A 23,562-nucleotide genomic window follows, 5' to 3' on the forward strand; every position below is an offset into this window, starting at 1 on the left:
CATAAAGAAGTACAAAAATGACAACAGAAAATTCATCTCAAGAGCAAAATAAACAACCTCAAACACAAAAGTTAGAAAAGGTTGATAACAAAGATTTGCATTTACTTACGGATCTACATGCCGCAATGCAACAAGAAAAACACACCAAAACCTTTGCCATTATTTGGTTAATTGGTGTCTTCCTGATTGTTTTTGTTATTTGGTCCTATTTCAGTAAATTAGAAGAAGTTACCCGTGCGCAAGGTACGATTGTGCCAAGTAGTCACGAACAAGTGATTCAAAGTTTAGATCCGGGGATTTTAAGCGAAATGCTCGTGCGTGAAGGGGATCAGGTAGAAAAAGGGCAAATTTTGCTTAAACTTGACGATACCCGTTCTTCCGCTATTTTGCGTGAAACGCAAGCGAAAGTGGATAATCTTGAGGCAACGGTAATCCGTTTAAAAGCGGAAATCAACGGCGAAGAGCCTATTTTTCCTGATAATATTCCTGAAGAAATCCAACGTCGTGAAAAAGGGGTTTACCAAGCGAAACGAGCGGCGCTGGCTGAAAGTTTAAAAAGTTTGCAAGAAAGTAAACGCCTATTAGATCGCGAAATTACCTTGACCAAACCTATCGTTGAACGAGGGGCTATGTCGCAGGTTGAATTATTGCGTATGGAACGTTCTTCCGCAGATTTACAATTACAAATTAGTGAACGCCAACATAAATATATTACTGATGCCAACGCAGAATTAGGGCGAACACAAGGCGAATTAGATCAAGCGAGAGAAAACCTTGCCATGCGTGCTGATCCCGTTGAACGCTCAATGATTCGTGCCCCACTAAAAGGGATTGTCAAAAATATCAAAATCAACACCATTGGCGGCGTGATTTCTGCTGGACAAGATATTATGGAAATTACCCCTTTAGAGGATACATTATTAGTTGAGGCTTATATTAATCCCAAAGACGTGGCTTATATTATGCCCGGTATGAAAGCGGTAGTGAAATTAACCGCTTATGACTATGCCATTTATGGCGGTTTAGATGGCGAAGTAACCCTATTAAGCCCAGGCACATTACAGGATAAGAAAATGGGCAGTGAACTCAATCTTGATCCCAACTCCGCATTTTATCGTGTGTTAGTCCGCACTGACGGTGCAGAACTGACCGATAAAAACGGCAAAACCTTGCCTGTTATCCCTGGAATGATCGCCACCGTAGATATTAAAACCGGCGAGAAAACCGTATTCCAATACCTCACCAAGCCGATTACCCGAATGAAACAAGCATTGCAGGAAAGGTAAGTTTTTGATAAAAAACATAATTTCTTCTGTTTTTTAGACTAAGTGCGGTCTGTTTTGCAAAAATTTCAGGCAGCGTTAGGCTGCCTGAAAATTAAGATGACCTTTAAAGCCCTAATAAAACGGCGATTTTTTCTTTAATGTCCTCTATTTCCGCTTGATTGGCTTTGCCTTTAAATTGGGCATTTCTGGCGCGCCAATCTAGGCTTTTTATTTGATCGCATAGGGCAACGTTGGGAATATTTCCTGCAATCCGCACTTCAAAAGGATAACCCTTAATCTTGGTGGTAAGCGGACAACAAAGCATTAAACCTATCTGATTGTAAGCCTTTGGACTTAACACGATCGCAGGGCGGTTGCCTGCTTGCTCGTGTCCCGTTTGAGGGTCAAAGTCTAACCATACAATATCGCCTACATCGGGAATATAGCGGCTTACCATATTTCTTTCCCAACAGGTTTGCCAAAATTCATTTCTTGATGCTGATTGTCTTCGGTGATTTGCGACAACAATTCATCAAGGGAATATTTGCGTTTTGTTTGGTTGGTTTTAACGGGTTCAATGACTAATCGTCCTTGCTCTTGACGAATATTAACCACAGAATTAGGCTGAATATCAAGGGCTTTCATCATTGCCGCTGGAAGACGAATAGAGGCACTGTTACCCCATTTTTTAACGGTAATGTGCATGGCTTTCTCCTTTGGGCTATCTTGAAAAATAAGATGATTTTACAATGTATCAACATAAACGGCAAAAATTTTTTAGGTAGCGATTATAACAAGAATTTTTATCATTGATTGTTTATCGCTTAATTTTTGTACAGAATCTAACTAATACTATTCTTTTAACTTGGTTTTCCTTTTATATGTTGATAGCGGATACAACAGGAATTGAAAAATGATAGTCGTTAAGAAATAGAGTATAGTTTATGGGGCTCTATTAGATTAGCCCTAAATTTCACACCATTTTCGCAAGATTTTAAATTGCTGAGAAGGTGTCCCAAAGTTAAACCGAAACTCGCATTCTTTCAAGAATAAAGGAAAGGATTTTCGGTCAATGCCATTATATTTTCTTAATACTCGTTTGGCTTGATTCCAAAAATTTTCAATGCCATTGATGTGATTTTTCTTTACCGCAAAATGGCTTTGATGATTAATCCGATAATGTTTAAACTCACTCACATCAAGAACATCATCACTGCAATAATAGTCCGTATATACAATGCTATCTGGCTGAATTTTTCGTTTAATAACAGGAAGTCAAGTTTTCGTCTGTGTATTTTCAACTACAATGGTATAAACCTTACCTTGGTGTTTTAGCATACCGAAAACAGCGATTTTCCTGCCGCTCCACGCCCTCGTTTTCCTTTCCTAACACCACCAAAATAACTTTCATCAAGTTCAACTTCCCCTTCAAAAACTTCGTGAGCTTGCAGGGCAAGATGATAGCCAATCACTTGGCGAATTTTACGGTAAAAAAGTGCTGAAGAATTAGGATTTATTCCTAATAGATCACTCTCTGCTCTTGCCGTTACTTCAAGAACAAAAAACTCAAGGAGTTTTAGCTGTATTTTTCTTTTTAATTTACAATGGGTTATCTTCATTTTTGCAGTCTATCATAACTGCTAATCTAATACAGCCCCTAGTTTATTATTTAAAAACCCACACTGAAATTTTTAAAAATGCTAAGACATAAAGTGCGGTTAATTTTGAAAAAATTTTGCCAAAACAGACCGCACTTTACGCTTACTTCAAAGCCAAATATGGAGTATCATAGCCGTTTTAATTATTAACAACATAAAATAAAACGATGATTTATAAACGCCCTATTCAGCCAGCACATAATAAAAAATTACAGAAAAAACTGGATATAATCTCCCAAAACTTTCGGCAATATTATGCTAACCAACAATTTTCCCTCGCTTTACAAGAAACATTAAAAGCCCATAAACTTATTCCTGCCTCGGTTAAACCACTGAGCGATGCGGCAACGGTAGCAATCTATCTTAACCAATGGCAAGACAGCATTCGCTATGCCAATCGTGCTTTGCAACGTGATGCGAATTGTTTGAATGCTTATGATGCTCTCGCCCATAGCTATGGTGCTTTAAAGGATTGGGAAAAGGCAGGTCAAGCAGGGTTAAAAGCCCTACAACTGCGAGATCAACAATATGGTTCAGGTGAATTACCGTCCCTCCCTCACATTGATCTAGCCTTAGCCAAAAAGAAGAAAAAAGTGATTGCATTTTCCTTATTTGGTGGGCTTTCTCGCTATGCCGAACCTGCGGTATTAAATACCGAACTTTGTCCAATTTTATACCCTGATTGGGTGTGCCGTTTTTATGTGGATCATTCTGTACCTACAACCTTGATTGATCGCTTACGCCGTAATGGAGCGGAAATTATATATGTATCAGAACAACAGCAACAATGGCAAGGCACATTATGGCGTTTCTTAGCCATTGATGATCCTGATGTGGGTTATATCATTTTTCGTGATGCCGATTCTGTGATTTCACAACGAGAGGCAGCAGCGGTTAATCAATGGCTAGCCAGTGATAAATTATTTCATACCATGCGTGATAGCGGTTCGCATACCGAATTGATTTTAGCAGGATTATGGGGCTGTGTAGCGAGCGCTGTGCCAAAATTGGAACAAAAAATTAATGATTATATCGCCAGTCAAAAATCCTTATCACAACGCTTTGCTGATCAATATTTTTTGCGTGAACAAATTTGGCGTTATGCTAAACAAAGTTTATTTGCACACGATCGCCTATTTGGTTTCTATCAAGCTCAAGATTTTCCAAATAATGAAGGTTTTGACTATGATAATTACCATATTGGCTGTAATGAAGGCAATGCCGTTGCTCATTTAAATGTTGACTATGCCGATGGTACAGAAATTGAATGGACAATGTATTCTTGTATTTCGCCCTTGTTAAATCCTGATGGTAGCGTAAATCGTGAAGCACAAGAGCGAGAAATTTGCCGATATGTTGCCATTGTGCATAATCAAAAAATTGACATAGAAATTCCACGCCGTTATGCACGAGGTGTCGCAGAAAAACTGACAAGGTTTACGGTAAAACCTATAGATGATAAACGATAAATTTTCTATAAATATTCAGGATTAAAAACTTCAGGTTTAGTGAAAATTTATTAATAACTTAAAGCTGTTTTAAATTTGTCTATTTCAAAAGATTTAAACATTCATGGATATTAATTGGGCGTGTTAGTGCTTATGGATAGCTTAACTAAGAAGATCGTTTATCATTAAATTGTGATAAGAAAACACCAATGAATACTATTAACTTGAATTGAATAAGTTCAGAGAAAAGGCGATACTATTTAATAGATTATATTTAATGATTGTTTAGGGTTATTAAAACTTATTCAATGCGCTTATACAGAAGAGTTATTCCGCCTCGTTGCTTATATTATTGGTATTTGAAACATTAAGATTATAAACGAACGCTCAAATAAATATAATGAAAAGGGAGGCGTTTTCTTTATAAACATAAAGGATTAAGTCGAAGTTGTAAGGTTATGTTTATAAAGGATTTCTTTGGGTAAAAAGAGTAGGTAAGATTATATAAAAATAATGCTCTTCACACTTTCCCATTAAACCAATTATTTTTAATGAGTAAATTATTTTAATCTTCGTCGCCTGCGATGATAAGTTAAGCTAGGCGAAACCCTTCTGGTTTTTATAGCACTATGATTAGGTTCTGGCAAATTATTACGCTTAATTCGGCGATAGTGGCTTAAAAAATAATGAAAACTACCGGCGAGTAGTATGCCTGTCAAAAAAACTAAAATAAATTCGCCATATAGCTGATGAAAAATTTGGTTAATTTTATGTTGTGTGGTTTGTCCATATTGATTATTAAAGGTAACACGTAAAAAACCAATAACCCCTTCAGGTGAGTAAATGGTTTCTACAATTTGCTGGCTATTTTGATTTTGTTGGTTTTCTTGATGAATTTGTTGTAGTACATTTATTTTTTTATGGGTTTGTGTCAGTAGTTCGCCATTGGCACTATAAAGTGAAGCATCTAAGACAAAGATTTGTTTAGCAAAATCTTCTAAATGTTCATTAAGTTGTTCATTTGTTGTATTCGGATTGGTTAATAACATGGCATAAAGATTAGCTTGCTGGCGAACAAGTAAGTGGGAGAGGTGTGCCACTTGATTAACACTAGCGAGTTGAGAGCTAAGTTTAAATTGCTGAATACCGTAGAAAATAATGCTCATAATGCTGGCACAAAAGAGTATTATGGTAAGTATTAAGCCAATTTTTATTAGTTTCTGTTTTGTAAAACTCAAGTTATTTGCCTCAAAATTTTAATTTATGCTAGTATCATCATTGTTGTGTTATTGGTTTAATTAGGTATTTTATGTCATATTTTATTGTTTATGCCTCTTATTCGTTAGCTGAGCGTTTTACTCAATTTCAACAAAAGTGCGGTCAGAATTTTACTATTTTTGATCGCTGGACGATAGCAGAAAATGAAGTAATTTTATTACAACAGGCTTTGCAACCTGAGTGGGTTGAGCTTGCCCATCAGTTAGGCTTGGATATAGCTCCGATTGATTTTATCCCTCGTTTAAGTCAAGCGGGCTTGCTTGTTATGGATATGGATTCTACTGCAATTCAGATCGAATGTATTGATGAAATTGCCAAATTGGCAGGCACAGGAGAACAAGTTGCCGAGATTACCGCTCAGGCGATGCGAGGGGAATTAGATTTTGAGCAGAGTTTACGCCAACGTGTTGCCACTTTAGCTAATGCCCCAGTGGCTATTTTATCGCAGGTACAAAAGCATTTGCCATTAATGCCGGGGTTAGTGGAAAGTGTTAAATTGCTACAAAAAAATGGTTGGAAAATTGCGATTGCTTCAGGCGGTTTTACCTATTTTGCGGATTATTTAAAAGAAACGTTAGGATTGGATTATGCGGTGTCTAATCAGTTAGAAATACAAGGGGGTAAGCTGACTGGCGAAGTGAAAGGCGAGGTGGTTACTGCACAATATAAAGCCGATACGCTTGTTCAATTAGCTAAGCAATATGAGCTTGATCTCGCTAATACGGTAGCCATTGGCGATGGGGCAAATGATTTGGCAATGATGGCGGTAGCAGGTTTGGGCGTTGCTTTACATGCTAAACCTAAGGTGCAACAACAAGCTAAAATTGTGATAAACTTTGCGGATTTTAGTGGTCTTTTATGTGTATTAAGTGCAAATGATAGAATAAGAGGAGAGTAATCATGCCATCATTTGATATTGTTTCAGAAATTACCTTACACGAAGTGCGTAATGCAGTAGAAAATGCTAATCGTGATTTAGCTAATCGTTATGATTTCCGCAATGTGCCTGCCAGCATTGAATTAAATGAGAAAAATGAAAGTATTAAAGTTGCGACAGAATCTGATTTTCAGTTAGAACAATTAATTGATATTTTGCGTAATGCTTGTATTAAACGTAATATTGAATCCACTTCTTTAGATATTCCTGCCGAATATGAACATAGCGGTAAAACTTATAGTAAAGAAATTAAGTTAAGACAGGGAATTGATAAGGAAATGGCAAAGAAAATAACCAAATTGATTAAAGATTCTAAACTTAAGGTTCAAACCCAAATTCAAGGAGAGCAAGTGAGGGTAACGGGTAAATCAAGAGATGATTTACAGGCGGTTATTCAATTAGTAAAAAATGCAGAATTGGGGCAACCTTTTCAATTTAATAATTTTCGTGATTAATCCTTTGTATTGTTAGGTAAGGAGGTGTTATGTCAAATCCGTCAAAAACGAAAGGTTGGTTTAAACGTCTGCTTGCTAAATACGATCATTTCCTTAAAACTTCAGGGTTAGATAAAAAGGGTGGCTGTGGTTGTATGCCGCCTGCTCGTTATGATCCGCCATTGTACACCAAAGAGGAAAAAATGGCGTTAAAGCAACAACAGGTTAATAAAGATTAAATAGCGAGTGAAATTTACTTAAACCGATAAATCACTTGATTTGCCGATCCTCGCCAAGCAAGGCTGGGATCGGCTTGTTGTTGAATAAACTTGCCGTCAATAAGGACATCAATGTAGGGCAACATTTGGCGTTGATAATCGTCTAATTCGGCAAGGGTATAACCTGTCCAACACCAAATATCTTTATCAGGACATTCTTTTTTTACACGTTGAACAAAAGGAAGTAAGGTTGCCACATTGCGAGGGTGTAGTGGATCGCCCCCTGATAGACTTAACCCTTGCCGTTTTATGCGGGTATCTTGTAAATCCTGAATGATTTGTTGTTCCATTTGCCAATCAAAGGGAACACCTGCACTAAATGACCAACTTTTTTGGTTATAACAGCCTTTGCAGGCGTGAGTGCAACCTGCTACAAATAAGGTACAGCGTGTTCCCTCGCCATTCACAATATCAACGGGATAATATTGTAAGTAGTTCATCATATATCAAGGCTATAAATGTTTGACGCGACGTTTCACTTCCTCTTGTTTACCCGCATTAAATGGGCGTGCATCAGGGCTACCGAGATAGCCACAAACACGCCGTGTAACTGAGACTTTTTCGCTATCGTGATTACCGCATTTTGGACAAACAAAGCCTTTGCTTGTGCAATGAAATTCCCCCGTAAAACCACATTCATAGCATTCATCAATGGGAGTATTTGTGCCATAATAAGGCACGCGATCATAGCTGTAATCCCAAACATCTTCTAAGGCTTTGAGATTATGTTGTACATTAGGATATTCGCCATAACAAATAAAGCCACCGCTTGCTAATGCAGGATAAGGTTGTTCAAAATCTAATTTATCGTAAGGATTGACTTTTTTCTCAACATCTAAATGGTAACTATTAGTATAGTAACCTTTGTCGGTAACCCCTTGAATAATGCCAAATTGTTTACTGTCTAAACGGCAGAAGCGATCACATAGGTTTTCGCTAGGGGTAGAATACAGGCTAAAAGCATAGCCTGTTTCTGCTTTCCATTGTTTAGCACAATCGCTTAAGTATCGCACAATATCAATGCCCTTTTGCCGTAACTGTTGATCGTCATAAATATGTTTATCGCCAAATAAGGCGTTGATGGTTTCGTGGATACCAATATAGCCAAGGGAAATAGAGGCTCGTCCATTTTTAAAGATTTGAGCAATATTATCGTCCGCTTTTAGCCTTACACCACAAGCTCCCTCCATATATAAAATAGGGGCAACTCGTGCTTTGGTTTGCTCTAAACGCGCAATTCTTGTCATTAAGGCTTTTTTGGCAATTTGCAAGCGTTGGGCTAATAATTGATAAAAGATTTCTTCTCGTTGTTGGCTTGTGCTTGCTTGCGTTCTTGCCTCTAGGGCAATACGCGGTAAATTAAGACTAACCACCCCTAGATTATTCCGTCCATCATGAATTTCTTCCCCTTGCTGATGATAGGCATTGAGAAAACTACGACAACCCATAGGGGCTTTAAATGATCCTGTTACTTTGACCACTTGTTCATAGTTTAGAATATCAGGGTACATACGTTTTGAGGCACATTCTAGAGCGAGCTGTTTAATATCATAATTTGGATCGCTAGGTTGTTGGTTGATACCTTTTTTAAGGGTAAAGACTAATTTCGGAAAAACGGGGGTTTTGTGATTTTTGCCCAAGCCACGAATACGATTTTGCAAAATAGATTTTTGAATTAATTTAGCTTGCCAGCTTGTTCCTAAGCCAAAACCAAAGGTAACAAAAGGGGTTTGTCCGTTGGAGGTGTGCAAGGTATTGACTTCATATTCTAAGGATTGAAAAGCATCAAAACATTCTTTCTCAATTTGAGCTTGTGCATAGCCCTGTTTATCGGCAATTTGCCATTGTTCGGCAATGCGTAAATGTTTTTCATAACTTTGTTGCACAAAAGGAGCTAAAACTTCATCAATACGATTAATGGTCGTGCCACCATAAATATGGCTTGCCACTTGAGCGATAATTTGGGCGGTAACTGCTGTCGCCGTACCAATGGATTTTGGTGGCTCAATTTCAGCATTGCCCATTTTAAAGCCTTGATTAAGCATACCTTTTAAATCCACTAACATACAATTAAACATAGGAAAGAAAGGGGCATAATCAAGATCGTGATAATGAATTTCTCCTTTTTCGTGTGCCTCAACCACATCTCTTGGCAAAATATGCCGTTTGGCATAATGTTTCGCCACAATACCAGCTAATAAATCTCGTTGGGTTGGGATAACTTTCGCATCTTTGTTGGCATTTTCATTGAGTAATTGCACATTGCTTTGCTCAATCAGCCCCTCAATTTCTTGAGTTAATTGGCTACGTTTTTCGCGAGCTAAATCTCGATCATGCCGATATTCAATATAGGCTCGTGCAATTTGTGGGTATTGGCTTGACATTAAATGATTTTCAACAATTTGCTGAATTTGGTGAATATCAATTTCTTCGGCATGGTGGGTAAAAATATCCTGACAAATTTGTTGCCCCATTTGATGACAAAAAAAATCATCGTAAATTTCTACCGCACTTGAGGCTTTTTGAATTGCATTAATAATACGTTGTACCTCAAAATTTGCACGACCGCCATCACGTTTAATGACCCACATAATTTCGTTTACCCTCTTTGTTTGCATTTTGTTGGCAAGATACTATATATAGATTTTTCAATTAACTCAATCACAATATATTGTGTTTTTGTAACTTAATTGTTAATAAATTCAAGTTAGTATTTGGTTTTATTCATATTTTTCTCTTTTAAAAAAATATAAGAAAAAGATAAAAATGTGATTTAGATCACAAAGTGAAAATAAACGCTGAAAGTGTAATCAAATAAGGATTAAGATAGAGTAAATTCTCACAGAATGAGGAAAACATAATGAAATTTTGGCGGAATAATGCTTTTATCTTAATAAGTTATGTGCTTTTAATGGGCATTGGTTTTCCTATTATGCGTTTTTTTAGTTTGCATTTTGACACCCTTAATAATAATGCCTTGCGCTTTAGTGCTGGGGGAATGATATTAATGTGTTTTGCCTTATTTGCTTATCCTTATGCAACTAAAGCCTTTATAAGGGATAGGCGAGCAATGTTTTTCGTGATCATTATTGCCTTATTGATGAGTGCGAATATGTTCTTTTTTATCAAAGGGTTAGAATATACCTCAGCACTTTCTGCCAGTATTTTCGCCTTGCTAGCGATCCCGCTTGCTATTATAACAGCGAGTTGTTTTTTTCACGATGAAAGCGCGTTGTTAAAGCAGCCCCGTTTTTGGTGGGGAAGTGTATTGATCCTGAGTGGTGCTTGCCTGTTTATTTTATCTTCTGCAACTTATCATCATAATGGACAAATCCTCGGTTACCTTTATCTATTGCTTGCGATTAGTATCCAAGCGATACAAAACTTGGTAGTGAAAAATATTGCTCATCAGCATAATGTGATTATAGTCAGTGCTTTTGTGGCATTATTAACAGGAAGTTTTTATTTGATTTTCTCCGCCTTAACGGGCAATTTCATGCTTTTGCAACATTTTTCTGTGGGATTGATTGTAGGCTTACTCTTGGCGGGTATTTACGGTATGTTGACAGGTATGCTAATGGCTTTTTATATTGTCAAAACACAAGGCATTATCCGTTTTAACCTAATCCAATTATTAATCCCTTTCTCCACCGCCATAATGGCTTATTTTAGCTTGAATGAACAAGTGAGTTTAAATCAAAGTCTTGGCGGTATGGTATTGATTTTGGGGTGTTTATTGGCATTTAACAGTAACAATAAAAATCATCAGTAAAGTGCGGTCAGTTTTCACAAAATTTTTATCAGCTTAAAACTGATTAAATATGCTTAATGATTAAACTGTGCGGGATAGTCGTTTCAATTAAACTGAATACAATACAGAGAGCACGGCGAGATAAACGCCGTACTCTTTTAAACAGGGACAATAAGCTAATTCCTTTATTTTTTATCGCCTTTAAGTAATTCCGCAATGCCAGCCACAGAACCAATTAAATTACCTGCCTCTAGTGGCATAAGCACCACTTTACTGTTTTCCGCTCCACCAATTTCTTTTAAAGCCTCAGTATATTTTTGGGCAATAAAATAATTAATGGCTTTGGTATCTCCGCTAGCAATAGCCTCTGATACCATTTGAGTGGCTTTTGCCTCTGCTTCAGCCGCCCGTTCACGCGCTTCCGCTTGCAAAAATGCCTCTTGTCGTTCCCCTTCCGCTTTTAAAATGCGAGATTGCTTTTCTCCCTCAGCACGCAAAATTTCCGCTTGACGAACCCCCTCTGCCTCTAAAATATCCGCCCGTTTATTACGTTCGGCTTTCATTTGGGCATTCATCGCCGCAATCAGTTCTTGTGGTGGACGCACATCACGAATTTCAATACGTGTGACTTTTACACCCCAAGGATTAGTTGCCTCATCAACAATAGACAATAGACGACTATTGATCGCATCACGCTGGGACAACATTTCATCAAGTTCCATAGAGCCAAGTACAGTACGGATATTGGTCATGGTCAGATTAATAATGGCTTGTTCTAAATGATTGACTTCATAAGCGGCATTGCGAGCATCAATCACTTGCACAAAACAAACGGCATCAATAGACACATTGGCATTGTCTTTTGAAATCACTTCTTGAGAGGGAATATCTAATACCTGTTCCATCATATTAATTTTGCGACCAACACGATCCACAAACGGCACTACAAAATTTAACCCAGGTGTAAGCGTTTTAGTATAACGCCCAAAACGCTCAATCGTCCAATGATAACCCTGTGGCACCATTTTTAGAGTAGAGGCAAGAACCGCAATAACTAAAATAATAAAGAAGACCGACACAATCGGCAAACCATCTAAGTAGCTCATAAGATTTTCCTTGTAAATAAGAGTGAGTTGGTTTGGCAAGTTTAGCATAGGCGGAGGGAATGCACAGTAAATTTATTGTAGCAGGTAACATAAAAAATTTTCTAAAAAAGCACCGCACTTTGATTTGTATTTAAGCGTTTGAAATGATTGAATCATAATTCTATGTTATTTATTTAGTGCGTATATTTACATAACAAAACCGCTCAAAAGAGCGGTCAGTTTTAGTATTATTTTTTGTATTGAGTGAATTAGAACAAACGCTCAGAGGTTTTTAAGAGTTCGTATTTGAATGGGCGTTTCATATTGTTAATGGCATCAATAATGTCGTGATGAACCAGTTGATCGTTTTGGATACCAACGCAATAACCCGCTTTACCCGCTAGGAGAAGATCAACGGCATAAACGCCCATACGAGAGGCGAGGATACGGTCAAAAGCACAAGGCGAACCGCCACGTTGGATATGTCCTAATACGGTGGCTCGGGTTTCGTGGTGTACGCGAGCTTCAATTTCTTTGGCTAATTCATTAACATCTGTCATAAGTTCGGTCATTGCAATAATTGCATGGCGTTTTCCTTTGGCAATGCTGAGTTCAATTTGTTGGATAAGTTTTTCACGATCAAAAGGGGCTTCAGGGACAACGATATATTCACAGCCCCCAGCAATGGCGGCGGCTAAGGTTAGGTCGCCACAATGTCTTCCCATAATTTCTACAATAGAAATACGTTGGTGTGAACTACAAGTATCACGTAAACGATCAATAGCGGTAACCGCTGTTTCTAATGCGGTTTGGTAGCCAATGGTATAATCTGTGCCTGCCACATCATTATCAATAGTGCCGGGGATACCAATACATGGAAAGCCATGTTCTTCTGTGAGTAATTTTGCTCCCATATAAGAACCGTCTCCACCAATAACTACCAATGCATCAATACCATGATTTTTTAAATTTTCTGCACATTTTGCCCGCACTTTAGGATCTTTAAACTCAGGAAAACGTGCTGAGCCAAGGAATGTGCCACCTCGGTTGATGACGTCAGAAACGCTAAAACGGCTAAGTTGTTTAATTTTGTTGTTGTATAAACCTTGGTAGCCGTCATAGATACCAAAAACCTCTAGTCCTTCGGAAAGTGCGGCGCGTACAACACCACGAATAGCGGCGTTCATACCCGGTGCATCACCACCACTGGTTAATACTGCAATAGTTTTAATCATAATATCATTCCTTATTAAATTTAAATGAAACTGTTATCAATAAGAATAAGCAAATTTTTCTGATAGGCTTATTCTAACAAAATTTATTCATTTTGTTGTGTCAAATTTTATGCTGTTGTTCTGCTTGCACCACACTAGTAGGTTCTTGGTGAATGATAATATCCGCTTGTCCAAAGGATTGGGTAAGCTGATGCTCTATATGATCGGTAATATCATGTGCTTCAAGCAAAGAAAGTTCATCGGCTAATTCAAGGTGTAATTGGATAAAGCGTACCGAGCCTGCTCGTCTTGTGCGAATGTCGTGTAAGCCGATAACTCTTGTGTCCGCTAAGGCGATACGTTTAATTTGTTCAATTTCTTGTTCAGGCAATGCCACATCTAATAATAATTGGGTGGATTCAATTAAAATTTTGACCGCACTTAATAAAATATATAAGGCAATAACAATGGCAACAACGCCGTCAATGTAAATAAACCCAGTGAAACTTAATGCAAATGAGCATAGGATCGCAATATTCATAAACAAATCCGTTTGGTAATGTAAACGGTCGGCTTTTATGGCAGGGCTATCGGTTATTTTAATCACTTTTGCTTGGTAAGTGATAAGTAATAAGGTGGCAATAATTGAAAATAAGGTTACTGCTATACCAATTTCACTATTGGCTAAAGGTTGTGGCGAGCTTAGGCGTTGTATGCCTTGTAATAGAATAAAAATGGCAGAACCTGAAATAAATGCACTTTGGGCTAATGAGGCAAGGGATTCGGCTTTGCCATGCCCAAAAGAGTGATTATGATCGGCTGGCATTAATGCAAAGCGCAGAATAATCAAATTCATTAATGATGCCACAAGATCCAAGAGGGAATCCGTAATGGAGGCAAGCATACTGACGGAATCCGTTAGCCACCAAGCAATGCCTTTAGCGATAATTAATATCATCGCAGTGGTGACTGCCAGTATTGAGGCACGTTTCACATAATGGGAATAATGCTGTGTCATGCCTGACATTTCCATTGCCAAGGTAGGGCTTGTAGATGACGCAATTCTTTATCTACGGCATATTTTTTAAAATATGAACGTAATTTCTGCTCGGTCATATTGTGTAATTTCTGGGTTTTTTCCAGTTTTAATGAATATTGGTATTGGATAAAACCACAATGTTCTACATTTTTCCCTTTGGCAATATCAATTTGCCAATTCGGATTTTGTTGAGTAGGGGAATAAATTACATAGTTATATAAAAAACCTTGTTGTTCATAAGTACCAAAATCGGCAATGGATTGATTGGCATAGGCTTTTTTTCTGAGTGCAATACGTTCGGCAAAGCTACGTTGTTGATTACGATCAAGCAATAATTCCACTGCGGTATCCCAGTTATTGGTGCTTTTTCCTTGTCCTACATAGAAATAACGTGCCATTGACCCCAGATCATTTTGGCTAATAAGATGATAGGTTTTATTGTTATACTCAATGGTTTGCGGAACGGCTAATTGTGTGGGCGGCATTAATTTAGCACAACCAGTGAGCAATAATATCAGTAATAGTAATCTTTTTTTCATGATTTACTCACTTATATCACGTTTAAACACCCATTCAGTTTGGCTTGATTGAGTGGCATCAAACCAATATCCACCGAGATCAAAATCTTTTAACTGTTCTACTTCGGTTAAACGATTTTGAATAATATAACGACACATTAATCCACGCGCTTTTTTGGCATAAAAACTGATCACTTTATATTTTCCATTTTTATTATCTAAAAAGACAGGTTTAATGATTTTGGCGGTTAATAACGCCGGTTTTACCGCTTTATAGTATTCATCAGAGGCAAGATTAACCAGAATTTTCTCTTGTTGTTGATCTAAATCCGCCTGAATAGCTTGCGTGATTTGCTCGCCCCAAAAGGCATAGAGATCCTTACCTTGTTTATTGACCAGTTTTGTACCCATTTCAAGCCGATAGGGTTGCATCAAATCTAATGGACGGAGTAAACCATATAAGCCAGATAACATACGCAAATGTTGTTGAGCAAAATTAACGTCATCAAGGGATAAACTTTCCACATCAAGCCCCGTATAAACATCGCCTTTAAAGGCATAAATGGCAGGACGGGCATTTTGTGCATGATGCTCTGGCTGCCATTCCGCAAAACGTGCCGCATTAAGACCTGCTAATTTATCACTAATGTGCATTAGCGAGGCAATATCGGCAGGGGAAAGTTGACGACAAATTTGGATAAGCTGTTCACTTTGTGGAATAAATCGCGGTTGCGAAAAATGTAAATTTGGCACCGCACTTTGATAATCTAGTGTTTTAGCAGGGGAAATAATGGCTAACATAATTTGTGTATCCTATTTTATATTCTGTTACTAAGCCTTTTGGTTTTTTATACAATTTGCAAAGGTAACTGCCAATTTATTGGCGTGATATGTTGTTGCTGTAAGTATTCATTCGCTTTAGAAAAATGCCTACACCCAAAAAAACCACGATGAGCGGAAAGGGGCGAGGGGTGTGGAGCGGTTAATACGCAATGTTTTTGACGATCAATAAATTGTCCTTTTTTCTGTGCGTGGCTACCCCAAAGTAGAAAAACCAAATGTTCACGTTGTGAATTTAAGCAAGCAATGACCTTATCGGTAAAGGTTTCCCAACCAAAATTCGCATGAGAATGCGCTTGCCCACGTTCAACGGTTAAGACCGTATTGAGTAATAGCACGCCCTGCTTTGCCCACTCAACCAAATACCCATGTTCAGGCACAATAAATCCCGTAATATCATTCGCCAATTCTTTATAAATATTCACTAAAGAAGGTGGCGATTGAATACCGGGTTTCACTGAAAAGGCTAAGCCATGGGCTTGATTTGGGCCATGATAAGGATCTTGCCCTAAAATAACCACTTTAACTTGGGAAAATTCGGTAAGTTTAAAGGCATTAAAGACATCGGCTTGGGGAGGGTATATGGTTTTCCCACTATTTCTTGCTTGCTGTACTTGTTGCAATATTCGTTGGAAGTAAGGTTGATTTTTTTCCTCACTAATGGCATCTTTCCACGTTTTCATATTTAATTCCCCAAGCCATAAAATAAAAGGGCTATTATAAATAACCTCAACCAAAATTCCTAGCATTTCACATTCTCTTTTTCATCGGTTTGATTGTTAATAAATTGTACATAATTGTACTTTTTATGATAAAAGATAAAAAGCTCATGGCTATTTTTATTGATATAAATCAAGTTTAATCAAATTGGCAGAAAAAGTTTATTTGTTATACAGCAAAACCTTGTAAAATAATTTGAAAAGATAAAATCTTTTGATAAACTTAGCTTGATAAGGTTAATTAACAAGCAAAATTTTATTATTTGGAGGAAACAATGATTAAAGGTATTCAAATTACCCAAGCGGCTAATGACAATTTATTAAATTCATTTTGGTTATTAGATAGCGAAAAGGGCGAAGCACGTTGCTTATGTGCTAAAGGTGATTATGCGGAAGATCAAGTGGTTGCGGTAAGTGAATTAGGCAACATTGAATATCGTGAATTACCTGTTGATGTTGCCCCAACAGTGAAAGTGGAAGGTGGTCAACATTTAAATGTGAATGTATTACGCCGCGAAACCCTAGAAGACGCCGTAAATAACCCAGAAAAATACCCACAATTAACCATTCGTGTTTCTGGCTATGCAGTGCGTTTCAACTCTTTAACACCAGAGCAACAACGTGACGTTATTACTCGTACATTTACTGAAAGCCTATAATTATCTTTTTTATTAGCGATAAAAGTGCGGTGGTTTTTCACCGCATTTTTCTTTTTACTCAATAATTTTTCTTTATCTCTTATTCGTCTTTCGTTAGAATTTTGTCATTTATCATTGTTATCTTTGTGCTTAATGTTATGTCAAAACAAGCTACTTTTTATCTTATGCAAAATGATCAATCTGCCATTGCAAATTTATCTGCGATTGAGGCGTTAGCCTGTGATTTAGCGGCGAAAACTTGGCGTTTAGGAAAGCGGATTTTAATTGCTTGTGAAACAGAACAACAGGCTTTTAAATTAGATGAAGCCTTATGGCAACGTGATCCTGATGAATTTGTGCCGCATAATTTATCGGGAGAAATTAGCCATTACACCACCCCTATTGAAATTTGTTGGAAAGAAAAACGTAATGTACAGCGGCGTGATGTATTAATTTCTTTGCAACAACAAATCCCAGAATTTGCCCAAATGTTTAATCAAGTGATTGATTTTGTGCCAGAACAGGAACAACAAAAAATCTTGGCAAGAGAACGCTATAAACAATATCGCCAGCTTGGTTTTCAAATGAATATGGAGCAACAAAGCTAAACTAATTATGCCACCAGCCCATAAAGAGAAGAATAACGGCGAAGATAACTAACCAAATTAAATGTAATTTGGTACTTTTCTTGTTTATTTCCGCATTTTGTAAACGCCGTTGTTCCATAAGTTGTTGATATTTAGCAAGGTTAGCCGAATCAAAGGAAAAGCCACAGTGCGGACAATGGGCGACACTTGAGCTTATCTTTTTGCGACATTCTGGGCAAGCTTGTAATGCCATGGTAGCAATCCTTAAAATAATTTTTGTTCATCAACAGTTAATGGACGATATTCCCCTTCGGCAAGGTGAGCATCAAGGATAATATCGCCAATACGCCAACGATGTAACGCCACCACTTTGTTACCTAAGGCGGCAAACATACGTTTTACTTGGTGGTAACGCCCCTCACTAAGGGTAAGATTCACATTGTAATCATCAATAATTTGTAAAGTTGCAGGTTTGGTAGGTGTTTTTTCGCCACGCAATAAAATACCTTGCTGACAAGCTGTTTGATAATGGCTTTCCACTGGATCGGCAAGGGTGACTAAGTAAGTTTTTTCACAATGGTATTTAGGCGAGGTAATACGATGCGACCATTGTCCGTCATCGGTTAATAGCACTAATCCTGTGGTATCCACGTCTAAACGCCCTGCACTATGCAATTTATTGGCTAGGGGATAATCAAAGAGTTGATAGATTGAAGGATAATCGCCGTCATCGTGACTACAAACATAGCCTTGCGGTTTGTGAAGCATAAAATATTGCCCTGTTTCAATCCAAGTGAGCCATTCTCCGTCAAAGGAGATTTTATCGGTAGATTGGATTTTTATCGCCCCTGTTTTCATGGTTTCACCATTTACTTGCACTAAACCTTGCTTTAGTGCTTTGCCTGCTTGTGAGCGAGTTAGCCCAGTATGTTCTGCTAAAAATTTATCTAAACGCATATTTATTCGTTAAAAAAAGAAAAAGTGCGGTCTATTCCGCCGTTAAATTTTATGGGGGATTATAGCAATAAATCTATTGTTATTTACTTTAAATCGTAATTATTTTATTACTTATTAAAAAAGATACGTCCTTAAAAACAAAATATTTTGTGAAAAATCACTAATTTTAATAGGGAAAATGGGTAAAAATGCTTGGCTAGGGTAACATTTTGCTTAAATTTTGTGATGTAGTTCTAAAAATAACACTCCATAATTTTACTTCATCTTGGAGAAAAACTATATTTTTATTAGTTTGTATAAAAATGTAAACCAATATGATAAAGAAAAGGAGTGTTTGTATGAAAAAGAGTTTGTTAGCCATTACCATTAGTGCAGTTTGCCTGTCAGCTTATTCTGCCACACAAGATCTTGCGTTTAGTTATACCAGTACAAAAGATTTGTTACAACCTATTGATGTTACTAAAACCTTTAAGGAGAAAGATTTATTAAATTTATCTAGTGGTTCAATTACCTTTCGTATTAATGCAGGAAGTGGATTTGGTGCAATGTTAGGAGCATCAGATTCTACCTCAGATAAACGTTATTTAAACTTTTATTCTATGCGTAATAGTGCAGGAAAACAGGTTTTTGGGATTGAAATCAGGGACAATACAAACCTTATAGCAAATGAACAATTAACAGCTATTGTTGACTCCAGTAATGATTTTCAGAATGTTACCTATACTTTTGATAATGACAATCAGCAGATTAATATTTATGTTGATGGCAAAAAATTACGAACTAATAATAGCTCAAAATTTTTTGCGGATATAAAAGGGCTAACAGATGTCTATTTAGGACAAACTAAGCGTTCAATTCCAAATAATATGCGATTTGCTGGCGAGGTTTTTCATTTTGATTTAGATGAAAAAGTATTATCAGAACAGGAAATTCAACAAAAGCATCAACAGCTTGAGGAATTACACTTATATAGCTTAGATAAATATGATGATACAGGGGCTTATAAAACCGCAGCATACCCTATATTTCAAGGTGGTGAGGGGGGGGGTAGTACAGCCAAGAATTATCGTATTCCAGCCCTATTAACTACCCAAAATGGCGTGGTGATTGCCGCGATTGATAAACGTAACCAGCATCATTTTGATTGGGGAAATATTGATACTGCTATTCGCCGTAGTTTTGATGGCGGACAAACTTGGCAGGAAGAACAGGTAATTATTGATTTAGCCAGTCAGCCTTATGGCGAGCAAAATGCCGCATTTTTAATTGATCCCTTAATGGTACAAGATAAAAATACTGGGCGTATTTTTATGTTAGTGGATATGTTCCCAGAAATGAGAGGATTATTTGGGTTTGGTAATAACGCTCAGGGAAGCGGTTATACTAAAGATCCTGAGGGAAATTTATATCGTGTGTTATCTGATAAAGACAATAATTTATATAAAGTTAATGAACAAGGAGTGGTATTTGATGAAAATTATCAACCAACAGAATACCGAGTTGTCGTAAAAGGGACACAAAGCCTCGCTTATAAAGATTTGGGCGATTTATATTTAAATGATCAACGTGTTGGTAATATTTTCTTAAATACGGATCAAAGTGAGAATGATAGCGCCCCGCTACAAGCCAAGCGCACCAGTTATTTATGGTTGACTTATAGTGATGATGACGGAGCAACTTGGTCAAGCCCTGTGGATATTACCCCACAAGTTAAAGCTGATTGGATGCAGTTTTTAGGCGTTGGGCCGGGTAACGGTATTCAACTTAAAAACGGCAACTTAGTTATGCCAGTTTATTACACCAACAATACAGGAAAATTAAATTCACAATCCGCCGCAGTGATTATTAGTGCTGACGGTGGTAAAACTTGGGTAAGAGGCGAATCGCCGATTGATCGTTGGGAATATCAAAATGGTGGTTCACAGGCATTAAATAATGCGAGTAAGCAACTCACAGAATCACAAGTTATTGAGTTAGATAATGGCGAGCTAAAAATGTTTTCTCGTAATATGGGCGGTAAGGTAGTGATTTCTACCAGTAAAAATGGCGGATATAGCTGGACTAACCAAAAAATAGTTGATGATATTTTACTTGATCCTTATTCCCAATTATCGGTGATTAAATATTCTAAACGGATTAATGGTAAAGAAATTGTGTTGTTTGCTAATCCGCATTCAGATACTCGTAGTCGAGTTAATGGTAAAGTCTGGTTAGGGGAAGTGCAGGACGATGGCTCTATTGAATGGAAATATAACACCTCTATTACCACAGGAAGTTATGCTTACAACAGTTTAACTGAACTACCAAATGGCGATATTGGTTTGTTATATGAAGAAAGTAATCAAAAAATTCAATATGTTGCCTTGAATATACAAGATTTGGTTTGGCACGATAATTATATTCATCGAGATATACGCAATACCCCATTAAATTTCAGTTTAAATTCCAATTTTGAGGAAACTTTCTATAAAATTGGCGATGGTGAAATAATTAAACTTGGAAAAGGTATTAATCAGGCAAGTATTGACGTTTATGAGGGGACTGTTACTTTAAATCAAGAGGCGGATGATAATGGTGCTAAACAAGCCTTTAAACAAGCGGTAGTACATCAACAAGGTACTTTACGTTTAGGTTCAACTGATCAAATGCCATTATCTTCAATTACCTTAAAACAAGGTACATTGGATTTGAACGGTCAAGATCTTCAGCTTACAGCCAATAATAGCGAAAATACGGGTTTATATCAGGCTAATTTACAAGGTAATCTCGTTAATCATAGCTCAACGACTGCCAATATTCATTATAGATTGTCTGGCGAGAGAAGTATTGACGGGCAATTAGGCGATGAGTATGGAGCGATAAACTTGGTTTATCAGCCGGATAATGAGCGTGCTAATTTATCCTTACAAGGTAATTCTTTACTCAATGTGATTGATGTAAAAACAGGACGTATTACTTATGCGGACAATAGCCAACATCAAGCAACATCAGCAAATGTCAGAATGAATGCCGAATTAGCGATGAAAGGCAATAGCCAAGTTCAAATTAATCATTTAAATCTTGAACAAGATGCAAAATTAATCGTGGATAATCAACAAAATCAATTAGCCCAGTTGAGCGCTATTATTGAGGGAGCTGGCGATTTGATTAAACGAGGCGAAGGAACATTGCAGTTAGTTGGTTATGCTAATCATCGTGGTAATACCAATATCCAGCAAGGTACTTTGGTGTTAGACGGTATTTTAACTGGTCATTTGAATTTAAATGCACAAACCAATTTAGCTGGCTCAGGACAGGTATTGGGAACAACAACTTGGCAGGCTAATAGCTTAATTGCCCCGGGTATGAATTATGTACGCAATACGAATGCCGCCCGAACAGGCACAACTTTTACCGCACAACAATTATCCTTTTCCAATGTTGAGGATATGGGCGGACAAATTACCTTGCGAGTCAATAACGACAATAATGACGTTAGCACTTGGCAACATGATCGCTTATTGATTACAGGTAATATCACAACTGCAAATACCTCAGGCTATATCCCTGTTAATTTACGTTTGTTAAGTGATGGTGCAGGAGCAACAGATACCAATAATAATGGTAAATATGATGCTGATGAAGGGATTTCCCTAATCCAAATTGGCGGTGATGCCACATTAGGTATCTTTAAAGCGGATAATGTGAGTGTTGTTGATAGCCCTTATCAATATACTTTGGTGGCAGTGGATAAAGGCAGTGCAGTGGCTGAACAGAATTTGGTTAATGATCAAGGTAGTCAATATTATGATTATCGTTTACAAGCGGTTTTACAAACAGAAAACGGCGATGATCTTGAGCCAGTTATTGTTACTGCAACCCCAGTAGAAAATGAGCGTGAAGATGCCACTGTTCAAGCTGAACAAGCAACGACAACTGCTTTCGTGCAGGATAGTGTTAGTACCCGAGCGAAATTAAAAGCTCATATTCCAAATTATCTTGTGGCAAATACGGCAATGACCGATCAAGCACGAGAAATTGCCAGATTATTTAATCAGCAATTTGATCGACATAATGGGCTTTATGTATTGCAACAACATCAAGGGGCGAACTATACCTCTAACTTAGGCTTTAACCAATATGGTTATGGTTATAAATCTCGTCAAAATTTGACCGCACTTGGTATTAATCAAAACATTAATAACCAAACCAGTTTAAATGCGATGATAAGTCATGCAAGAACCGAAGTAGAACCAAAAGCAGAGGAATACAGTAAAACCAATTATAAATCTACGGGTTTACTGGCAGGAATACAGCATCAAATTGATAATTTCTCAATGAGTGCAGGTGTGGGCTACTATTGGCATCGTAGCGATGTAAGTGGCGGTTCAAGTATTAAAGGTAAACAATATCAATTATTTAGTTATCTGGATTATACATTGCCATTGAGCGATAATTTCGCCTTAATTCCGACTTTAGGATTAAAATATCAGCAATTAAAAGCAGATATTAATGATCCTGAACTCAATGTGGAATCTGATACCCATAAGGTGTTTAGCCAATATGTGGGGGCGAGATTAAGCTATCAATTACCTAATGTACATATTAATCTGAGTACAGGTTATGAACATAACGCCGAAAAAGACCATTATATGTATATTAGTCAACAAACCTTTAAAACAGGGAAGTTAGGTAATGCGGTAGTAATCGGTGGCGATATTAATGTCGATGTCGGCAAGGCTTGGAATGTTGGATTATTGGTTAATCATCGTATTGGGGTATCTCAAGCCAAATTGAAAGATACCAGTGTTACAGCGAAATTAGCCTTTACTTTCTAATTCTGATATGGCTATATTGAGAGATCGCCCAATAGGGCGATCTTGATTATTTGCTTAAAACTCACATTACACCTTTTTATTTATATAGTCATTATCTAG

At 37.4% G+C, this 23,562-nt stretch carries 21 protein-coding genes and 2 pseudogenes; 9 read left to right on the top strand and 14 right to left on the bottom strand.

All coding sequences use genetic code 11. The features are described from left to right. Positions 1–17 precede the first annotated feature (17 nt). Positions 18–1,286: a beta-barrel domain-containing protein gene (locus tag A6A20_RS09285; RefSeq protein ID WP_279573168.1), complete on the top strand. Its 1,269-nt coding sequence runs from the start codon at positions 18–20 to the stop codon at positions 1,284–1,286. A 103-nt stretch (positions 1,287–1,389) separates the two neighbouring features. Here the strand turns inward: A6A20_RS09285 and mazF are convergent, their stop codons facing one another. The 3 genes and pseudogenes from mazF to A6A20_RS09300 form a co-directional block, all read right to left on the bottom strand. Beyond that, on the bottom strand, positions 1,390–1,722 hold the full coding sequence (mazF, locus tag A6A20_RS09290) for an endoribonuclease MazF (RefSeq protein ID WP_279573169.1): 333 nt from the start codon (positions 1,720–1,722) through the stop codon (positions 1,390–1,392). After that, positions 1,716–1,970: an AbrB/MazE/SpoVT family DNA-binding domain-containing protein gene (locus tag A6A20_RS09295; protein ID WP_279573170.1), complete on the bottom strand. Its 255-nt coding sequence runs from the start codon at positions 1,968–1,970 to the stop codon at positions 1,716–1,718. Before A6A20_RS09295 ends, mazF begins: the two co-directional genes overlap by 7 nt. Positions 1,971–2,231: 261 nt before the next feature. Then, positions 2,232–2,884, bottom strand: a pseudogene (locus A6A20_RS09300) (IS1595 family transposase). Positions 2,885–3,090: 206 nt separating this feature from the next. Between A6A20_RS09300 and A6A20_RS09305 the strand changes: the two are divergent. Continuing rightward, positions 3,091–4,392: a tetratricopeptide repeat protein gene (locus tag A6A20_RS09305; protein WP_279573171.1), complete on the top strand. Its 1,302-nt coding sequence runs from the start codon at positions 3,091–3,093 to the stop codon at positions 4,390–4,392. 539 nt (positions 4,393–4,931) lie between these two features. Here A6A20_RS09305 and A6A20_RS09310 read toward each other — a convergent pair. Next, the gene (locus tag A6A20_RS09310) at positions 4,932–5,609 is read right to left on the bottom strand and encodes a YtjB family periplasmic protein (RefSeq protein ID WP_279573172.1); all 678 of its coding nucleotides are present in this window, start codon (positions 5,607–5,609) and stop codon (positions 4,932–4,934) included. 80 nt (positions 5,610–5,689) lie between these two features. Here A6A20_RS09310 and serB point away from each other — a divergent pair. The 3 genes and pseudogenes from serB to A6A20_RS09325 all read left to right on the top strand — a co-directional run. Then, positions 5,690–6,547 (top strand): annotated as a pseudogene (gene serB / locus A6A20_RS09315) (phosphoserine phosphatase); the annotation flags it as partial. Between the two features lie 2 nt (positions 6,548–6,549). After that, entirely contained in the window at positions 6,550–7,041 is a 492-nt protein-coding gene (locus A6A20_RS09320; protein WP_279573174.1) for a YajQ family cyclic di-GMP-binding protein, read from the top strand. Positions 7,042–7,070: 29 nt separating this feature from the next. Next, a complete protein-coding gene (locus tag A6A20_RS09325) occupies positions 7,071–7,259 on the top strand; it encodes a DUF5363 family protein (RefSeq protein ID WP_279573175.1) in 189 nt (62 codons plus the stop codon). 14 nt (positions 7,260–7,273) lie between these two features. Here the strand turns inward: A6A20_RS09325 and nrdG are convergent, their stop codons facing one another. Continuing rightward, entirely contained in the window at positions 7,274–7,738 is a 465-nt protein-coding gene (nrdG, locus tag A6A20_RS09330) for an anaerobic ribonucleoside-triphosphate reductase-activating protein (protein ID WP_279573778.1), read from the bottom strand. A gap of 12 nt (positions 7,739–7,750) precedes the next feature. Continuing rightward, positions 7,751–9,889: an anaerobic ribonucleoside-triphosphate reductase gene (gene nrdD / locus A6A20_RS09335; RefSeq protein WP_279573176.1), complete on the bottom strand. Its 2,139-nt coding sequence runs from the start codon at positions 9,887–9,889 to the stop codon at positions 7,751–7,753. A gap of 269 nt (positions 9,890–10,158) precedes the next feature. On the opposite strand from nrdD, the gene A6A20_RS09340 reads away from it, so the two are divergent. Beyond that, entirely contained in the window at positions 10,159–11,070 is a 912-nt protein-coding gene (locus A6A20_RS09340) for a DMT family transporter (RefSeq protein ID WP_279573177.1), read from the top strand. Positions 11,071–11,234: 164 nt separating this feature from the next. On the opposite strand, the gene A6A20_RS09345 is transcribed toward A6A20_RS09340, so the two are convergent. From A6A20_RS09345 to ung, 6 genes are all read right to left on the bottom strand, one after another. After that, entirely contained in the window at positions 11,235–12,155 is a 921-nt protein-coding gene (locus A6A20_RS09345) for an SPFH domain-containing protein (RefSeq protein ID WP_279573178.1), read from the bottom strand. A 248-nt stretch (positions 12,156–12,403) separates the two neighbouring features. Next, complete coding sequence (gene pfkA, locus A6A20_RS09350) at positions 12,404–13,369, bottom strand: 6-phosphofructokinase (RefSeq protein WP_279573179.1); 966 nt, start codon at positions 13,367–13,369, stop codon at positions 12,404–12,406. Positions 13,370–13,469: 100 nt separating this feature from the next. After that, positions 13,470–14,366, bottom strand: coding sequence for a cation diffusion facilitator family transporter (locus A6A20_RS09355; RefSeq protein ID WP_279573779.1), 897 nt, complete (start codon positions 14,364–14,366; stop codon positions 13,470–13,472). After that, on the bottom strand, positions 14,363–14,926 hold the full coding sequence (locus A6A20_RS09360; protein WP_279573180.1) for a hypothetical protein: 564 nt from the start codon (positions 14,924–14,926) through the stop codon (positions 14,363–14,365). The genes A6A20_RS09355 and A6A20_RS09360 overlap by 4 nt, the downstream gene beginning before the upstream one ends. A gap of 3 nt (positions 14,927–14,929) precedes the next feature. Continuing rightward, a complete protein-coding gene (gene yaaA / locus A6A20_RS09365; RefSeq protein ID WP_279573181.1) occupies positions 14,930–15,706 on the bottom strand; it encodes a peroxide stress protein YaaA in 777 nt (258 codons plus the stop codon). A 47-nt stretch (positions 15,707–15,753) separates the two neighbouring features. Continuing rightward, on the bottom strand, positions 15,754–16,428 hold the full coding sequence (gene ung / locus A6A20_RS09370) for a uracil-DNA glycosylase (RefSeq protein ID WP_279573182.1): 675 nt from the start codon (positions 16,426–16,428) through the stop codon (positions 15,754–15,756). Between the two features lie 311 nt (positions 16,429–16,739). Here ung and grcA point away from each other — a divergent pair, with 311 nt between their 5' ends. Both grcA and A6A20_RS09380 read left to right on the top strand, forming a co-directional pair. After that, positions 16,740–17,123 carry an autonomous glycyl radical cofactor GrcA gene (gene grcA / locus A6A20_RS09375; RefSeq protein ID WP_279573183.1) on the top strand — a complete coding sequence of 128 codons (384 nt, stop codon included), beginning with the start codon at positions 16,740–16,742 and terminating at the stop codon, positions 17,121–17,123. A 137-nt stretch (positions 17,124–17,260) separates the two neighbouring features. Continuing rightward, on the top strand, positions 17,261–17,710 hold the full coding sequence (locus A6A20_RS09380; RefSeq protein ID WP_279573184.1) for a DNA polymerase III subunit chi: 450 nt from the start codon (positions 17,261–17,263) through the stop codon (positions 17,708–17,710). A gap of 1 nt (position 17,711) precedes the next feature. On the opposite strand, the gene A6A20_RS09385 is transcribed toward A6A20_RS09380, so the two are convergent. Both A6A20_RS09385 and rsuA read right to left on the bottom strand, forming a co-directional pair. Further along, a complete protein-coding gene (locus A6A20_RS09385) occupies positions 17,712–17,942 on the bottom strand; it encodes a zinc ribbon domain-containing protein (protein ID WP_279573185.1) in 231 nt (76 codons plus the stop codon). A gap of 11 nt (positions 17,943–17,953) precedes the next feature. After that, entirely contained in the window at positions 17,954–18,646 is a 693-nt protein-coding gene (gene rsuA, locus A6A20_RS09390) for a 16S rRNA pseudouridine(516) synthase RsuA (protein WP_279573186.1), read from the bottom strand. Positions 18,647–18,984: 338 nt separating this feature from the next. Here rsuA and A6A20_RS09395 point away from each other — a divergent pair, with 338 nt between their 5' ends. Then, positions 18,985–23,463, top strand: coding sequence for an exo-alpha-sialidase (locus A6A20_RS09395; RefSeq protein ID WP_279573187.1), 4,479 nt, complete (start codon positions 18,985–18,987; stop codon positions 23,461–23,463). The last annotated feature ends 99 nt before the right edge of the window (positions 23,464–23,562 follow it).

This window comes from Volucribacter amazonae, from assembly GCF_029783845.1.
GTDB classification, from domain to species: Bacteria; Pseudomonadota; Gammaproteobacteria; order Enterobacterales; family Pasteurellaceae; genus Volucribacter; species Volucribacter amazonae.

Excerpts from the sequence above, each read along its gene's own strand:
- A6A20_RS09285 (WP_279573168.1), top strand. The coding sequence starts at position 18 with ATGACAACAGAAAATTCATCTCAAGAGCAAAATAAACAACCTCAAACA.
- mazF (WP_279573169.1), bottom strand. The coding sequence starts at position 1,722 with ATGGTAAGCCGCTATATTCCCGATGTAGGCGATATTGTATGGTTAGAC.
- A6A20_RS09295 (WP_279573170.1), bottom strand. The coding sequence starts at position 1,970 with ATGCACATTACCGTTAAAAAATGGGGTAACAGTGCCTCTATTCGTCTT.
- A6A20_RS09305 (WP_279573171.1), top strand. The coding sequence starts at position 3,091 with ATGATTTATAAACGCCCTATTCAGCCAGCACATAATAAAAAATTACAG.
- A6A20_RS09320 (WP_279573174.1), top strand. The coding sequence starts at position 6,550 with ATGCCATCATTTGATATTGTTTCAGAAATTACCTTACACGAAGTGCGT.
- A6A20_RS09325 (WP_279573175.1), top strand. The coding sequence starts at position 7,071 with ATGTCAAATCCGTCAAAAACGAAAGGTTGGTTTAAACGTCTGCTTGCT.
- nrdG (WP_279573778.1), bottom strand. The coding sequence starts at position 7,738 with ATGAACTACTTACAATATTATCCCGTTGATATTGTGAATGGCGAGGGA.
- nrdD (WP_279573176.1), bottom strand. The coding sequence starts at position 9,889 with ATGTGGGTCATTAAACGTGATGGCGGTCGTGCAAATTTTGAGGTACAA.
- A6A20_RS09340 (WP_279573177.1), top strand. The coding sequence starts at position 10,159 with ATGAAATTTTGGCGGAATAATGCTTTTATCTTAATAAGTTATGTGCTT.
- A6A20_RS09345 (WP_279573178.1), bottom strand. The coding sequence starts at position 12,155 with ATGAGCTACTTAGATGGTTTGCCGATTGTGTCGGTCTTCTTTATTATT.
- pfkA (WP_279573179.1), bottom strand. The coding sequence starts at position 13,369 with ATGATTAAAACTATTGCAGTATTAACCAGTGGTGGTGATGCACCGGGT.
- A6A20_RS09355 (WP_279573779.1), bottom strand. The coding sequence starts at position 14,366 with ATGACACAGCATTATTCCCATTATGTGAAACGTGCCTCAATACTGGCA.
- A6A20_RS09360 (WP_279573180.1), bottom strand. The coding sequence starts at position 14,926 with ATGAAAAAAAGATTACTATTACTGATATTATTGCTCACTGGTTGTGCT.
- yaaA (WP_279573181.1), bottom strand. The coding sequence starts at position 15,706 with ATGTTAGCCATTATTTCCCCTGCTAAAACACTAGATTATCAAAGTGCG.
- ung (WP_279573182.1), bottom strand. The coding sequence starts at position 16,428 with ATGAAAACGTGGAAAGATGCCATTAGTGAGGAAAAAAATCAACCTTAC.
- grcA (WP_279573183.1), top strand. The coding sequence starts at position 16,740 with ATGATTAAAGGTATTCAAATTACCCAAGCGGCTAATGACAATTTATTA.
- A6A20_RS09380 (WP_279573184.1), top strand. The coding sequence starts at position 17,261 with ATGTCAAAACAAGCTACTTTTTATCTTATGCAAAATGATCAATCTGCC.
- A6A20_RS09385 (WP_279573185.1), bottom strand. The coding sequence starts at position 17,942 with ATGGCATTACAAGCTTGCCCAGAATGTCGCAAAAAGATAAGCTCAAGT.
- rsuA (WP_279573186.1), bottom strand. The coding sequence starts at position 18,646 with ATGCGTTTAGATAAATTTTTAGCAGAACATACTGGGCTAACTCGCTCA.
- A6A20_RS09395 (WP_279573187.1), top strand. The coding sequence starts at position 18,985 with ATGAAAAAGAGTTTGTTAGCCATTACCATTAGTGCAGTTTGCCTGTCA.